Consider the following 15997-nt stretch of genomic DNA (forward strand, 5'->3'; position numbering starts at 1 on the left):
ATGAATATCAAGAATTTGAAAATCGGCCAAAAACTTGGCCTTAGCTTTGGCATCATCGTCTCGCTGCTGTTGCTGATGTCCATCATTGCCTACCTGTGTGTCGATGAGCTTAATAATGATCTGGATCTGACGAACAAGGACCGCTATCCCAAGACTGTCCAGGCACATATCATCAAGGATGAATTGAATGAGACTGCGCGCAACATGAGCAATATCCTGCTGATGACAGATGCAGAGACACTCAAAGCCGAATATGCCAACATGGATCAGTCAGCAATTGATATTACCAAAGCTGTTGAAGCGCTGGATAAGACTATCACCTCAAAGCGCGCCCGCGAAGACCTGGATGCATTGCAAGCCGCACGCAAGGAATTCCTGGCAGTGCGAACAAAATTCGTCCAAGTTTCACGTGAGGGCAATAAAGAAGAGGCGCTTAGCCTGCTTCTCAAGGAAGTACGTCCTGTCCAAATAAAGTACTTTGACGCCCTGGACAAGCTGATCGGCTATCAAGCCAGCCTAATGGATCAATCTTCGAAAGAAGCAGAAGTAAGTGCGGCACAAACCGAAATGCTCATCGTCGGTTTAACAATCGCAGCAATCATCATCAGCGGCTTGCTGGCATTCATAACGACACGCCTGATCACGCGCCCCATGAAACAAGCCGTTGAATTAGCCAACAAGGTGGCGGGCGGTGACTTGTCATCAGACATACAAGTGACCAGCACCGACGAAACTGGTCAGTTGCTATTGGCACTTAAAGGCATGAATGACAGCCTGGCACGCATAGTAGGTGAAGTACGTGCAGGCACCGACACGATTGCTACCGCATCCAGCCAGATCGCCGCTGGCAATATGGACTTGTCTTCCCGCACGGAAGAACAGGCAGGCTCGCTGGAAGAAACTGCCTCGTCCATGGAAGAGCTGACTTCCACCGTCAAACAAAATGCCGACAATGCAAGACAAGCCAACCAGTTGGCAGTGTCAGCCTCTGACGTTGCACAAAAAGGTGGTGATGTTGTGGCGCAGGTCGTACAAACCATGGTGTCCATCAATGACTCATCCAAAAAGATTGTTGATATCATCGGCGTCATTGATGGCATCGCTTTCCAGACCAATATCCTGGCGCTCAACGCCGCCGTCGAAGCAGCCCGTGCCGGTGAACAGGGTCGCGGATTTGCAGTAGTCGCGAGTGAAGTGCGTAACCTGGCACAACGCTCTGCCGCAGCGGCAAAGGAAATCAAGACCCTGATCAGTGACTCGGTAGAAAAAGTCGGTGCAGGCACGAGACTGGTTGACCAGGCAGGTGCCACCATGGACGAAGTCGTACAAAGCGTACGCCGTGTGACTGATGTGATTGCTGAAATCAGCGCAGCCAGCAATGAACAAAGCACAGGCATAGAACAGATTAATCAGGCAATTACCCAGATGGACGAAGTCACCCAGCAAAATGCCTCGCTGGTGGAAGAATCTGCCGCAGCGGCTGAATCCATGCAACACCAGGCCAGCAATCTGTCGCAACTGGTCGCTGGTTTCAAACTAGGCGCAGAATCAGTGCAGGCCAATCTGAGCACTGTAATGGAAACAGCACGGCAGGCTATCAAACCAGCAACGGTGCAGCCACAAATAAAAACCGTTAGACACAACGCTCCAAACGCCATGAACATCAAAAGACTGGCAAGTGCGGTGAAGGTACAGCCCAAAAGACAATTCGCCAGTGCCAGCGCAAGTACCGGAGAATGGGTAGAGTTCTAATTTAAGCACACTAATAAGCACTCTATTTTGCATAAAACCAGCCAGGCACCGCCTGGCTTTTTTGTTGCACAAACGCCAGCGACAGGCAATTGGCAGCACCGCCATGCCAAGCGCAGCAGGCCGGATTTGTACCAACCAGAGTGAGGCTATGCTATATTCACAGCGACTATTCAGGTGCCATTCAGGTACAACTTGGCTACCATTTTGCACTATTTCGCTGATCTTTTCGCACTCTATCCACCATCCGGGAACATGGCATGTATAAAAACAAAACGCGCAGTCTCGTTCACACCATACTCTTTACCAGCCTTTGCCTGGGCAGCAACTTCGTGCATGCTGACGACAAAGGAACAACGCTGGACACCATCGCCATCAAGGCTGGCCGTCTGCTGGATGTAGAAACCGGCAAAGTCTTGCGCGACCAGCTCATCGTCGTTCAGGGCGAACGCATCATCGCCATCACCCCCATAGCTGGCACACCCGTCCCCGCTTCTGCGAAACTCATCGACCTGTCCAAATCGACCGTCTTGCCCGGCCTCATCGATGCCCATACCCACCTGACCAGCAACCCGCACCTGCATGGCTACAGCTCTTTGGGGACATCAACAATACGCTCCGCCCTGTATGGTGTACGGGCCGCACGCGATACCCTGCGCGCTGGCTTCACCACCGTGCGCGACGTAGGCTCTGAAGGCTTTTCTGACGTGGCCCTGCGTGATGCCATCAATGATGGCGACTTTCCCGGCCCGCGCATCATGGCGGCTGGTTATGCGATAGGCATCAAAGGTGGCCATTGCGACAATAACCTGCTGCCACCCGACTACAATGACACCGGCAAGGGCGTGGCCGACGGCCCCTGGGCAGCGCGCACCAAGGTGCGTGAAATGGCCAAGTATGGTGCCGATGTCATCAAAATCTGCGCCACTGGCGGCGTATTATCCAAAGGTGACTCCCCCGGAGCACAACAATACACGCTCGAAGAAATGCAGGCCATCGTGCAGGAAGCCCACAAACTGGGCCGCAAGGTCGCTGCCCATGCCCATGGCGCCAGCGGCATTGCTGATGCCATCCGCGCAGGGGTCGATTCTGTCGAACACAGCAGCCTGATTGATGAAGAAGGCATCAAACTCGCCAAAGAACATGGTACATGGCTGGTCATGGACATTTATAATGACGACTATATTCTTGGTGAAGGCGAAAAAGCAGGCTTTTTGCCAGAATCCCTCGCCAAGGAAAAAGAGATAGGCCAAAAACAGCGTGATAACTTCCGCGCTGCCCTGCAAGGTGGTGCCCGCATGGCCTTCGGTTCAGACGCTGGCGTCTATCCGCATGGTGACAATGGCAAGCAATTTTATTACATGGTCAAGTACGGCATGACACCCATGCAGGCCATACAGGCAGCCACCATCAGTGCCGCAGATTTGCTGGGTCTGAAAGAAAAAGTCGGCAGCATCAAGGTTGGCAAGTTTGCCGACATCATCGCCGTTGATACAGACCCGCTGGCAGATGTAACGAGCCTGACGAAAGTGAATTTCGTCATGAAGGGTGGCAAGGTTTATAAATAGAATTAGTTATTACGAAGAAAAACCTCTCACCACAGAGTCACAGAGTCACAGAAAAAGACTGAAGAAAATCTAAAAAAACCAAACATGGCTATCCGTAGCCAGGTTTAGTTTTCATCAATACCAATGTAGAAAGCAGCAATGAATCAAAAACTCAGCATAGATGAATACGACGCACTGGAGCAATTAAGCAAGCTGCCGCGCAACACCAAACCAAATGCCTGCATCAGCCGCAACGCCAAGCGCCTGTGCGGCATCAAGTTCATGACTTACCGCAAAGACGGCACGCTGGAACTGACCGATGCAGGCAGGCAAACCCTGTTCATCAAACAATGCATAGACGGCCTGCGCGCCATTGCCAATGACCCGGACACCACCCTCCCCGGCCCGGTAGCCACCTTCCTCGGCAAGAAAGCGCATGTGGAAGTCAATGCCGAAACCGGCAAAATGACCATCACCCAGCGTGGTATTGAATGCCTGGCGGATATTGATGCGCAGATGGTGCAGGGGAATAAGTAAATACATAAATAAGCAATATCGTCGAGACGGGATGCAATCGACGATTTATTGCTTACCTATCGCTTTCGCATAGATTCGGTGTATTACAAGGCACGTACGAAACTGTAAAAATATGCTCTTCCTCTCGAATAAACACCAATTGCGTTTTGAGATAAGCCGGACAAACGGGTAAGTACGATTAATTGAGTGTAATCGTATTTATGCTTCGCGCCAGTAAATACATTGTCACCTAGGGCGTGTTGACATATCATTTTAGCCATTCAAAAGAAGCCACAATAGCGAAGAATGAGGCGAAGCGAGAAGCCAACTTGTCATAGCGTGTTGCAATTCGTCTGAATTGTTTGATTCTCGCAAAAAAACGTTCGATTACATTGCGGTTGCGATACTGAAAAGCATCAATTTCTCTTGGCTCTTTCCGGTTCGATTTTGACGGGATCACAACCTTCGCATTTCTCTCTTGAATGCGCGCAATCAAAGCATTGGCATCATAAGCTTTGTCTGCCAGTACTGCTCCTGGCTGTAGGTCTTTGAGTAATGCCTCTGCTTGCGTCACATCATGACAATGCCCCCAGTAAGCAGGAAACGGGCTTCTTCCGCCAAGCCTTCCACACATACATCAATTTTAGTAGTCAATCCCCCGCGAGAACGGCCAAGAGCTTGCTCTCCTTTTTTTGGGCAGCGCCCGCTGCGTGTTGGTGTGCTCTCACCACTGTGCTATCAAGGCACACCTCTTCAAAATCAGCTTCTTCTCGCAACACAGAAAAAATACTTTGCCAACTATCTCGCTCAGACCACCGCGCAAAGCGCGTATAGACCGTGTTCCAGTAGCCAAACTCAACCGGCAAATCTCGCCACGGACTACCTGTGCGGGCTATCCACAACACTGCTTCAATAAACAGCCTGTCATTTCCACCAGACCTGCCTCCGCCTCCTGTTCGTCCAGGCAACAGCCTCTCTATTCTTGCCCATTGATCGTCACGCAACAACATTCTCGACATCCTTGATTCGCCCAAATTCAAGGATGTAAACACATTTTCGGAAAAGTTAACAGCCCTCATGCAAAATAGATATGTTAACACGCCCTAAAATGTTGTAAAAATAAAAATTAACATAAATTATCAATTATTTATGCTTATTTGGCAATATATGCATGCTAAATTAGTATTTTCAAATTGTTACGTACGGCCAGGTATATGCCAAGAGGCTAAGTTACGTCGAAAAGCACATAGCAAGTCACACGGGTACGTAACCTGTTGGTAGCCTAACTCAATGACATAAATATGAAGGGATATTCTATGGGTGCGTTTAAGTACTTTTTGATGATCGCACTGATGTGCGTGCCTCTTTCTGCTTTTCCCTACGGCCCCGATGGTCACAAACAGGTGGGGGCAATTGCAGACAACTTGATTGTCAATTCCCAGGCCGAGCTCGAAGTGAAACGTATCTTGGGAAATTTGAATTTGCAAACCGTTGCAGTATGGGCAGATTGTGCGAAAGGGACGAGTTCAAGTAACGGCGTTTTTGATTACGCCTCAGATCCGATTAAATTTCCTGAATGTATTGTTTTTGACTCACCAGAGGATAAAGCAAGATTTAAGAACTTCGCTGCCATGAACTGGGATCAATGTGGCAAGGCCCATGGCCGGGAACATTGCCACAATCAATATCACTATACCGATGTATCTACATTCAATACGAAATATACAAACGGACTTGTGGGGACTAGTTCATTTGATATTGTTCATTCCATTCAGGCCGCATTTATTTACTTGCGGAGCGGCGGGAAGACAATGACACCTCCATTTGTATTTGCAGATGAAAAAGAGGCCCTGATGCTTCTAGCCCATTATGTCGGTGATATTCACCAACCCCTGCATGTTGTCGCAGAATACTTAGACGAAAATGGCAAAGAAGTTAACCCTGATTTAGTTGGATATAAATTGGGTAATGACACTGTCGGAGGAAATCAGTTGTTTGACGCGAGTAAAACTCTTCATTCTGAGTGGGACTCTATTGGCCCTGACCTCAGTGTCGGCGGTAGTCGTGCAGCAGCACTGTTGTCTCTTGCAAGATGTGTAGGGCGGACAGTGGGCAGCCCTGAAAATTGGTCCATTGAATGGGCATCTGAGAGTGTCAGCATGAGTCGGCAAGTCTTTAGTGGCCTGCGATTTGTACTGCAAAGTAAATACGCTGGTGTCGCAAATGATAAAGAGCATAAATGGGACGTCACCGTCGTTGACCCGAACTACACTACTAAGGCAAATGATTTAAAGCAGCAGCAACTCGCCAAGGGTGGCGCTAGACTAGCCTGGATATTGAAAGCAATATGGCCTGGTGCCTCTGGCACAGACATTACTCCAAATGCGTGGTCCTCATGTAAGAATGGATATCTGTCTCCAAGCGACATGCAAAATGTTACGCTATGGCTACCTGCTCCGCCCGCAAAGAACAGTTTAGAGGAACAGGCGGATTTTGAACAAATTAAGAAGACACGTGCCGTGTTAATGACGCCACGTGGACAAGTCGCTGCGGAAGATGATGTCTATGATCCACCACTAGTGATGGGGCAATTTAAGGAAGCAATAGGTGTTACCTTGGACAATCAAAATGCGCCTACACTGATGATGATGATTACTCGAATTCAGAGTGACGCTTCTAAATTAGTTGCACCTGTTAAAAAATGGGACTGTGGCACCGCAAATGGAAGGTGTCGTCCTTTTGTAGAAGAGCGGATTCAAGATAGAACCTCCTGCTTAGAGCCTAAAGACATGGCTGGCCACAAAGAGTCAGACTATTCATTTCATTTAAAGGAAAGTGGCTCTTACCCATCTACACATGCACTATTTGGAATGTTGATCGGTATGATATTGAATGAAACGAATCCTGATCAATCGGACTCTGTAACGGAGAGAGGCATTGAATTTGGTAACAGTCGTGTTATCTGTGGTTTTCATTATCCCACTGACGTAGCGGCGGGTCGAATTGCAGCTGCTGCACTTTATGGAAGACTGCATGCGAATCCAGAGTTTCTTAATGACCTAGAAGTTGTTCGTTTAGAGATCAAGGCGGCTAGGGCAAATAAATAAGGTTGGCAAATTTTATGAGCATGGTGAATTGGCCATGTTAGTCCGGTACATGCATTAGAAATGAAAGCATAATTTATATACTCCTCTTAAAAAAATTGGTATCACATGAATGGGAAATATCCGAGTATTCTGTTTCATTTCACGCGGCAACAGAGTTCATTGCAAGGCATTTTGCAGGAAACTTTTAAGCCTTCTATGGCTAGAGAGAGGATCGAAACTGACATAGAGGTCAAAGAATTTGCGGTTCCTATGATTTCTTTTTGTGATCTCCGTCTTTCTGAGCTACGACATCATATGGATAAATATGGTCACTTCGGTATAGGAATGTCCAAGGAGTGGGCAATGCGGGAAGGATTGAATCCTGTCTCGTACGTAAATCCAAAAAGTGAATTTACCAATCACTTGATCGATGGCATAAAAGAACTTTTTGATATTTTGGATAAAGCAAATTGGCCCAACGATTTATCTATGTTAGACACTACCTACATGAAAATTTTTAATGTGCAGCGATATATTAAAAATTACAAAGGAAACCTTATTCGAGGTGGTCAAGATAGAGGCATATATACTTTTGCAGACGAACGAGAATGGAGATATGTCCTTCCACTTTTTACAAAACTATTGTTCCCGGTCGTACCGATCTCCATGATTGATACTCCTGAAAAAAAAGCTGCCTGGAACGAACAAATATCTTCGCATAAGCTTGGATTCAAAGCTGCGGATATCAAATATCTGATTGTAAAGAAGGAGTCAAATGCCGCAAGATTGCGAGAATACATTCATAAATTAAAGAATTACGAAACTGGTGAAAAAGACCATATGTTGGCAAGGATAGTCACTGCTGACCAAATTTTTTCGGACATGTAATAGACAAATTTTACGGTATCTCTATACACATATTTTTCTCGATTCTGCCAGACAATATCCAGTTGAGAAATATGATCAATTCTCATCGAATTCAAGCGCCTGTGACTTCATTGCAGACGAGAGATTATTTCATTTAGATGACATAAATGCGCGAGCCATTAGGCTCAAGGATTTTTAAAATTTTCATATTCGTGCTATGACAGAAAAATTTCCTACGGACACAGTTGCTATTATCGAAGATTTCCGAGCCAGCGGATGGCGGGAAGCAATATCTGACGCAGACGGGGAATTAAATGCCATGTCTGCGCCGTTAAGACACTTTTCTGTAACGCGTTCGGACTGAACATTAGGAATCAGCTTGCCCACGGTCTACTGGATTACGGAGAATGCGAGTCTGCACAGTCCGTCTATAGGCTGGATCAATTCAATACATGCAGGCGGCTACTTTGCATGAGAAACAGTGGCTATCTTGAAATGAGAATGAGTGGCTGCCTCATTGTGCCAATCGCTGGCCACTTTGCATAAGAATCCATGGCTACTTTTATGAGAATATGCACCCGGAGTGGGCCAAGTGCATAATCATGCATGAGGAGACAATTGATGAACTGGCCTACCACGTATCGCGTGACAGATCTTTGGCTTCAATAACCGTTAAGAATGATTGCTGCAAGCAAACTACAAATATATAATTTGACAAAAATTTAACAAATAACGAGAAATGTTAGAACCTGTTCGAGATCTTATTGTAAACAAAAGGAATATTGCGTAAACTCGGTTAGATGAGAAAAATCTACCCAAGCGACATAAGTCGAGAACAGTTTGCAAAGATAGAAGATATTCTGCTGAGCGCACGCAAGAAAACCAAGCCGCGCCAAGTGGATTTATATGATGTTTTTTGCGCGGTATTGTACGTGTTAAAAAGTGGCTGCCAGTGGGACATGATACCGAGCGACTTTCCTCCTAAAAGTACGGTGTACACGTACTTTAAGCAATGGAAAGAGAAGCCGTTGGGAAGTGAGTTAAGCCTGCTGGAGCAGGCTTTAAAAAAATCAGGTTGGCGCGGCCCGTACCAAACATGGTCGGAACGTACACAGCACCTTTTTGATTGTTGACGCCCAGAGTGTCAAAAACACGGATACGGCAAAACACAAAGGCTACGATGCAGGGAAGAAAATATCAGGAATCAAGCGCCATATTGCCGTTGACACAGAGGGGCTACCTCATGCCATTGCCGTGACAACAGCCGACATCACGGATAGAAAGGGAGCACTGGAAGCGTTTGAGCAGCACAAGCATTCCTTGGGCAAGGTTGCCAGCGTGCTCGTCGATGGTGGTTATACGGGACGCCCTTTTGCTGAGGGTGTCCATCAAATTCTGGGGGCGTCCGTACAAGTTGCCAAGCGCAATGAACTCCACACCTTTAGTGTCATGCCTCAGCGGTGGGTGGTGGAACGCTCTTTTGCCTGGCTTGAGAAATGCCATCGCCTTTGGAAAAACTGTGAGCGACAATTAAATACCAGCTTGCAATTCGTTAATTTGGCATTTCTCACTTTGCTCTTGCGGCGCGGGTGATCAAAAAAGATCTCGAACAGGTTCTTAGAGACGAATGGATCCACAAAAGCAGAAGGAGCAGTTCAACTACGCATACATGTGCGCGCTTGCTGCACATGCGGGTCTAAATCGAGTTGATTCGGTTGTAGATGATGACAGCATTGACGTTTCATTTAAAGGAAAGGGATACCATGGGCAGCCTGTGCGTAGTCCGCAGATCGAATTTCAATTGAAATGCACTTCACAAGATCTGGTTGATGGAGATGTGATCAAGTTCCCTCTTTCGCGGAAAAATTATGACGATCTCCGTGGCTCAGATTTTGCATCCCCGCGCTATCTTGCGGTCCTGTTGGTGCCAACAGAAATCAAAGCATGGATCGACCATACTGTAGATCATATTGCACTCTTCAATAACTGCTATTGGCTCTCATTGCGGGATGCAGCACCAACTGAGAATGAGGCACAAATCACTGTTGCCATCCCTTTGGCCCAGCGACTTACAAGCACAGCCTTGCGTGAAATGATGAATCGTGCAAGCCAAGGAGAGTGGTTATGATCGACCGTAACCATCTGAATCGGCGAGACCCCGAGATTACAGTAGAACAACTGCACGCGTACCTGGGGTCAAAGCAGTGGCATGAGGACGGCAAGATTCGAAGTGTCGCAACAATCTGGCATCGCTGGGACGATGATGACTCCGAAGTTCTCGTTCCTTGTATATCGGCTAAGGACTACTTGCCTCGTATACGGCAAGCCTTGCTCTCGCTTGCCGTATACGAGAAACGCAACTTAGCTGATGTTATCAAAGATATCCGGCAAATTCTCTCGAACGTAATCACGGTTCGGATCGTCCACGATGACACGTCTGATGGCACGATCCCAATCAACGATGGAGTGCTGTTGATTGCGAAGGCAAAGGAATTGCTGTCAGCTGCTGCTCAGTCGGTGTATGCAAAAAGGAAGCAATTCACGGGGGCCGTACCTAAGGAAGCAAAGGAATATCTTGATACGCTTTTGCTTGGGCAAACTGAAGTCGGAAGCTACATCGTCAATATCATCGCACCGGCCCAACAAGTCACAGATGTGAACGCCAGCACTGCGGAGGCTGTACCGCTAGGACAGGTGGTTACGCGAAACCTTGTAACGAGCCTTGAAGCGCTTGAGTTAGCAAGCGCCGCATACGAAGAGGGTGGAGATCTCAGAACATTTGATGCTGCTGTACGATCAGGCGCAAGCTCAAACATGTGTGATGCCCTCTTAGGTTTTAGCGGCGAAAAGCACCATCGCGAATTTGAAATCACTGTTACCAGCGCTTCAGTTCCGATGTTCGAAAGTGAACCAAGGAAATTTACGTTTGCTAGCCGCCACGTGGAGTTGCTGGAAAAGGTATCTGATTATTACAAAGACGACTATGTACTTACACAATGTAGGCTAATTGGGTACATCACGAAACTGAGCCGGCCGAAAGATGAAACATCTGGAACTATCGTCATTGATTCAACATTGGGTGAAATTGAACGAAAGGTTCGTGTCGAATTGGCAGGTGACGATTACCATATGGCAGTGCTTGCCCATGACAATTCAAAGCTTGTAAGAGTTGATGGGGATGTGCACATAAAGAGCAAGTCTGCCCAACTACTTAACCCAGTGAACTTCGGTGTCATTGAGAACGAGGACTTGTTCTAGGAACAGGCTTTGCCGACCCTTAACCACATGATGGATCGCGGAGAATCGCGATCAATTTGCAACGCGAGACCACTGAATGACTGGATACGTCTATTTAGAGTATGCACCGCCGAAGACTTGGGAGCACTTTGAAGAGCTATTCGCTGATCTGTTTCAGATTATGTGGGGCGATCCCAACCTCGTTCGACATGGCAGGGCCGGCCAAGCGCAGAACGGTGTGGATATCGTCGCGCGCCAAGGATCTTTGTATCAGGTTGGACTCCAATGCAAGCGACGCACAGGGTGGCCTGTAAAGAAAATAACAACAAAGGAGATCGACGACGAGGTCACAGAAGCGAAGAACTTCAAGCCGAAACTCCAGAAGTTCTACATTCTGACGACGGCTCCAGACGACGCGGCAATTCAGAAACATGTGCGTGAATTAAACGAAAAACACCGGAAGGAAGGACTATTCGAAATAGTAGTGTTCGGCTGGTGTGAACTATCGCGTCGGGTCACACTCAACAAGGTCGTAGCCGACAAACACTTCGGGGCAACTGATGGATCTACGCAATCTCCGCTTCTCGCTTCCTTTTTCGTAAAGGACGGGAAGCTACAACTAACGGAGGAAGCCCTTGACATCGTCGTTAGTGAACTCCTACTCGACTACCAAGATTGGCCTAAAGGCCACGTCGTAGTCAGGCAACTCGAGAGCGATGAGTTGGCCGAAGAGATTAAACGGGTCGAAGTCGGCTCGCTGACTAATTCCAAGCGAAAAAAGAGAATATATCTCAGGACCAAGCTTTTAAAGCTGCGCAAGAAAGAGGTACGTATTGCGACTGCGCTCCGCTTTTTCTTCACGACCCCAAGTGTTCAAGACTGGTTCGAAGTTTGGCAGGACGAGCAAGCGACGATCATTCGTTGTTTTGTGGAGCAACAACTGAACGAAGGCTTCTCCGGTAAACACAATGAACTAGACCTCTGGCCGCCGGGCGATATGAATCAGCTTTCGGATGACCGCATCAGAGTCTGGTATCCGCCCGCACTCTATGAAAGTGTCAATGAATTGAACGATGCGCGTCGCAAGAAGTTCGATCGCTCGATTTCAATGGATTCGATAGGAGAGCTACCGCCATCGCTCAGGTCTCAGATCGTATTGCCAAGGGCTCTCGCCAAAATCGAAGAACGCCTTTCCTTGGACGGATCATCAGAACGTATTCCGGACAACTGGCTCTTGCTTTCTGAATGGCGAATTGCGTTTCGTTGACCTGCAAAAATCCGCATCGATCGGCTACGCGGTGGCTATCGTTGCCTAAATTCTGGGGCAATTAGGAGTTTGCGCAAGGAATTTTATACCCATTAAAATGGCTGCGTTGCGCATGCCACCAGTGGTGAAGTTCATGCTATTTAAGAAAAACGTCAAAGCTATTTGATGATAAATGCTGCTTGCTTAAATTAAATGCGCATTAATAGGAAAGTCTTGATGGGATTCGATGCCTAATTGAATGACAACTTTTGATTTCCTCGTGGTACCAAAATAGTCAACATCCGTCTAATTTTTTCAAAATTAAATACCTGGTCAATGCTAAACAGAATGCCTGGTCAACCGCTAATGGATCTAATGGTCACACTAGTCCGGTACATGCACAAACCACGCAAGGCCGACAAGACTGCAGGCCAGGCATTGCTTTGTGGATCAATCACAGCAAAATGCCCGGCGTCAGGCAGCAATACCAATTGCGTTTTGGGGAAAGCCTTGCAGTAAGTTTCAGGCACGACCGGTGGCACAACTTTATCGAGGCTGCCTTGTAGCACCGTCACTGGCACAGCGGGTGCGGGTAACTGCATGGGGTCGGCGTCCGGGCGTTCAGCCGGATTTTTGCCTAAAAACTTCAACACCGCACCATCACCCAGTTTCAAATCATGGGCCATGCGCAGGTCGGCGGCGGGTGCCAGCGCAAGTACACCGGCGAGTGCGGGCGTTGCACATTTGACGGCGGCCCACAGCACGAGATGGCCACCGGCAGAATGCCCGGCCAATATGATCTTGCCGTTGTGTCGCGCCACCTGGTGTGGCAGCATTTCTATCGCGCTGGCGATATCTTCGAGGCTGGCGTCAGGATTACCGGGGATGCGGCGATATTCTGGTGTGACTACGGTCCAGCCTTCAGCGGCCAGTGCGCTGGACATCGCCTCGGTGTGCTGCCTGTCGTATTCTGGTTTCCAGAAACCGCCGTGTATCAGCATGAGCAGTGGACGCCGTGCACCGTCACTGCCATAACGTATATCGGCTACCTGGTCGGCATGACTGCCATAGATCAGGTTGTGGTCAGGTGGAGTGCCCTTGCGGGTCAGAATGGAGAGGTCTTCTGTCATAGTGGTTCCTGCAATGATTTATGTAGAACGGGAGAAGTACAATGCGCTCATTGTACCTGCCACTGGCTGTCACTCTTTGCAGGAGCGGCTTTAGCCACTCCTACAGAGAATGCTACAAGCCGTCTATTTTCCTGCCCTGCGCCCCAGCACAAACGCCAGCAATATTCCCATTGCAGACAAGCCCAGAGCACCGAGGTTGCCGATGAGAATGTAAGGCGTCATGCCGGTATAGCCCTGCACGTTTGCGGCCAGCACGGCGCGGGTATTCTCGGGCAATAACTGCTCGACCACACCACCTGGCACGATGACAGCGGTGGCACCGGTATTGGTGGCGCGCAGCATGGGGCGGCCAGTTTCGAGCACGCGCATTTGGGATATTTGCAAATGCTGGGGGATGGCGAAGGAATTGCCATACCAGGCCAGGTTGGATGCATTCAGCAAGATGCTGGCAACCGGCTGGCCTGCGGCGTGCTGGGCCGACAGTTGCGCAGCAATTTCTTCACCAAACAAATCTTCATAGCAGATATTTGGCATGACCCACTGGCCTGAGACTTTCATCGCAGGCTGTATCGGGCCAGAGGTGGAGAACTCGCCCATGGGGATGGACATCATGTTCACAAACCAGCGGAATCCCGGCGGGATGAATTCGCCAAAAGGTACGAGGTGGTGTTTGTCGTAACGGTAAGGCTGGGCATACTGGCGTGACATGCCGAGTACGCTGTTTGAATATTTGTCAGCACCATCGTGCACGCCTACGCCGAGGATGACGGTGCTGGCACTGTCCTGGGCAAAGGTATTGAGGATGGGCAGATAGTCTGGCGGCAGTTGCGAAGTCAGCATGGGCAATGCTGTCTCGGGCGTGACGATGAGATCAGCCGGGGTTTGCGTGATCATGTCGTGGTACAGCGCCAGCGAGTCATTCAGATGTTCCTGGCTGAACTTCATGTCTTGCGCAACATTGCCCTGCAACAGGCGCACCTGTATGGGCTGGCCTTGTGGCCTGGTCCAGCTGATTTGTTGCAGGCCAAAGCCAGCGGCAAATACCAGCACGATCAGGGCAGGCAGCGCCATTTTTTGCTGGCGGCTGCCAGCACTGACCAATAACAGGGCAAACGCCCCGGCCAGCAGCGCATTGAGCCAGCACAGGCCGAGCACGCCGATGACAGGTGCAAAACCGGCGAGCGGGCTATGAGTGTGGGCATAGCCTGAGATAGTCCAGGGGAAACCCGTCAGGAAGCAGATGCGCAGCCACTCGGCGATGGTAAACAAAGCAGGCAAGACCAGCAGGCCAGCGACGGTCGCCGAAATCTTCCAGCGTTGTTGCAGCCAGCGTGTGCCCCAGGCGGCGGCCGCCAGGTATATGGACAACGCACCAGTCAGGAACATCAACGCCAGCAGAGACAAGACGCCTGGCAAGCCGCCAAACACCGTCATCGCATATATCAGCCAGCTGGTGCTGGCAGTCAGCCAGCCAAGGCCATAGGCCCAGGCCAGCCAGCCTGCGCGCTTGCGGCTGATGGCGGCATCGCCTTCACGCAAAACCTGGCTGAACAAGAGTACCAGACTGAGTATCTGTACAGGCCAGAAATGAAAGGGGGCAAACGACAATACATTCAGCCCCCCTGCTACCAGTGCCAGCAGGAAGGATGAACGTACAGAAAGGGAAGACAATAAAGACCGCACAGCCTTAATCATCGGACCGCACGGTAGGTCGCTGTTCTACCATCAGCATCTGCACTTCACGCGCATCGGCGCGCAAGACTTCAAAGTAGAGGTTGCCGATAGAAAATTCGTCGCCCATGTGTGGCAACTCGCCCATATAGTCGGCCACGTAAGCGCCTATGGTTTCAGCATGGTCTGAGCCCAGCGTCGTACCCAGCGTGTTATTGAACTGCTCAAGATCGGTCAGGCCCTTGATGCGCCAGCGCTTGCCATTCCCCTTGCTTTCCAGCGCCAGGATATTGTCTTCTTCTTCCTCGAAATCGTATTCATCTTCGATGTCACCGACGATTTGCTCGAGGACGTCTTCAATAGTAATCAAGCCGGAGACACCGCCATATTCATCGACCACCATGGCAATATGATTACGGTTGGCGCGAAAATCGCGCAGCAGGATATTCAGGCGCTTTGATTCCGGGATATAGATGACCGGGCGCAGCATGTCACGCACATCAAAAGCGTCTGAGGCGTAGTAGCGCAGCAAATCCTTGGCGAGCAGGATACCAACCACCTTGTCACGGTCACCATCAACGGCAGGAAAGCGGGAATGCGCTGTCTCCAGCACTTCTGGCATCCATTCTTCTATGGGGTTGGAAATGTCGATGACGTCCATTTGCGCGCGCGGCACCATGATATCGCGTGCGCACAAGTCGGATACCTGGAACACGCCTTCTATCATTGCCAGTGCATCAGCATCGATGAGGTTGCGTTCTTGCGCGTCGTGCAATACTTCGAGCAGCTCTGCGCGGTTTTCAGGTTCAGGAGAAATCAGGGCGGTCAATCGTTCAAACAATGACCTGTGGGGTTTAAGGTCAGATGGTCTGACCTTACTAGAGTGCTCTTGCATAATAGGCGTAACGCCGTTGTTTCAATCCTACAGAATACAACAAATGGGAGTGG

Annotated in this window: 13 protein-coding genes and 1 pseudogene; 10 read left to right on the top strand and 4 right to left on the bottom strand. The window is 49.3% G+C overall.

What is annotated here, in order from left to right; all coding sequences use genetic code 11:
* The 3 genes from UNDKW_RS31000 to UNDKW_RS18705 all read left to right on the top strand — a co-directional run bounded on the left by UNDKW_RS31000 (position 1) and on the right by UNDKW_RS18705 (position 3833).
* Positions 1-1752 (top strand): methyl-accepting chemotaxis protein, encoded by a 1752-nt coding sequence (locus UNDKW_RS31000; RefSeq protein ID WP_197892929.1) that lies wholly within the window; start codon positions 1-3, stop codon positions 1750-1752.
* A 257-nt stretch (positions 1753-2009) separates the two neighbouring features.
* A complete protein-coding gene (locus tag UNDKW_RS18700) occupies positions 2010-3317 on the top strand; it encodes an amidohydrolase family protein (protein ID WP_162059926.1) in 1308 nt (435 codons plus the stop codon).
* Positions 3318-3455: 138 nt separating this feature from the next.
* Entirely contained in the window at positions 3456-3833 is a 378-nt protein-coding gene (locus UNDKW_RS18705; RefSeq protein ID WP_162059927.1) for a hypothetical protein, read from the top strand.
* 247 nt (positions 3834-4080) lie between these two features.
* On the opposite strand, the pseudogene UNDKW_RS18710 reads toward UNDKW_RS18705, so the two are convergent.
* Positions 4081-4831, bottom strand: a pseudogene (locus tag UNDKW_RS18710) (IS5 family transposase).
* A gap of 297 nt (positions 4832-5128) precedes the next feature.
* Between UNDKW_RS18710 and UNDKW_RS18715 the strand changes: the two are divergent.
* The 7 genes from UNDKW_RS18715 (at position 5129) to UNDKW_RS18745 (ending at position 12269) form a co-directional block, all read left to right on the top strand.
* Positions 5129-6919, top strand: coding sequence for a S1/P1 nuclease (locus tag UNDKW_RS18715; RefSeq protein ID WP_162059928.1), 1791 nt, complete (start codon positions 5129-5131; stop codon positions 6917-6919).
* Between the two features lie 105 nt (positions 6920-7024).
* Positions 7025-7786 carry an abortive infection system antitoxin AbiGi family protein gene (locus UNDKW_RS18720; RefSeq protein ID WP_162059929.1) on the top strand — a complete coding sequence of 254 codons (762 nt, stop codon included), beginning with the start codon at positions 7025-7027 and terminating at the stop codon, positions 7784-7786.
* A gap of 288 nt (positions 7787-8074) precedes the next feature.
* Positions 8075-8311 (top strand): DUF4209 domain-containing protein, encoded by a 237-nt coding sequence (locus tag UNDKW_RS31190; protein WP_162062022.1) that lies wholly within the window; start codon positions 8075-8077, stop codon positions 8309-8311.
* 254 nt (positions 8312-8565) lie between these two features.
* Positions 8566-9358, top strand: a protein-coding gene (locus UNDKW_RS18730) for an IS5 family transposase (RefSeq protein WP_162059447.1) whose coding sequence is annotated in 2 segments (ribosomal slippage) — positions 8566-8831 and positions 8830-9358 — 795 coding nt in all. Because the reading frame shifts where the segments join, the coding sequence is not laid out codon by codon here.
* Between the two features lie 34 nt (positions 9359-9392).
* Positions 9393-9893 (top strand): DUF4365 domain-containing protein, encoded by a 501-nt coding sequence (locus tag UNDKW_RS18735; protein WP_162059930.1) that lies wholly within the window; start codon positions 9393-9395, stop codon positions 9891-9893.
* Positions 9890-11023, top strand: coding sequence for a hypothetical protein (locus UNDKW_RS18740; RefSeq protein ID WP_162059931.1), 1134 nt, complete (start codon positions 9890-9892; stop codon positions 11021-11023). The genes UNDKW_RS18735 and UNDKW_RS18740 overlap by 4 nt, the downstream gene beginning before the upstream one ends.
* 76 nt (positions 11024-11099) lie before the next feature.
* Positions 11100-12269, top strand: a complete 1170-nt coding sequence (locus tag UNDKW_RS18745) for a restriction endonuclease (protein WP_162059932.1) — start codon at positions 11100-11102, stop codon at positions 12267-12269.
* 335 nt (positions 12270-12604) lie between these two features.
* On the opposite strand, the gene UNDKW_RS18750 is transcribed toward UNDKW_RS18745, so the two are convergent.
* The 3 genes from UNDKW_RS18750 to UNDKW_RS18760 all read right to left on the bottom strand — a co-directional run bounded on the left by UNDKW_RS18750 (position 12605) and on the right by UNDKW_RS18760 (position 15944).
* Positions 12605-13378, bottom strand: a complete 774-nt coding sequence (locus UNDKW_RS18750; protein ID WP_162059933.1) for an alpha/beta hydrolase — start codon at positions 13376-13378, stop codon at positions 12605-12607.
* A 123-nt stretch (positions 13379-13501) separates the two neighbouring features.
* A complete protein-coding gene (gene lnt, locus UNDKW_RS18755; RefSeq protein WP_232063045.1) occupies positions 13502-15049 on the bottom strand; it encodes an apolipoprotein N-acyltransferase in 1548 nt (515 codons plus the stop codon).
* Positions 15050-15065: 16 nt separating this feature from the next.
* Positions 15066-15944 carry an HlyC/CorC family transporter gene (locus UNDKW_RS18760; RefSeq protein ID WP_162059935.1) on the bottom strand — a complete coding sequence of 293 codons (879 nt, stop codon included), beginning with the start codon at positions 15942-15944 and terminating at the stop codon, positions 15066-15068.
* Positions 15945-15997 lie beyond the last annotated feature (53 nt).

This window comes from Undibacterium sp. KW1 (genome assembly GCF_009937955.1).
In the GTDB taxonomy this organism is placed as follows: Bacteria; Pseudomonadota; Gammaproteobacteria; order Burkholderiales; family Burkholderiaceae_D; genus Undibacterium.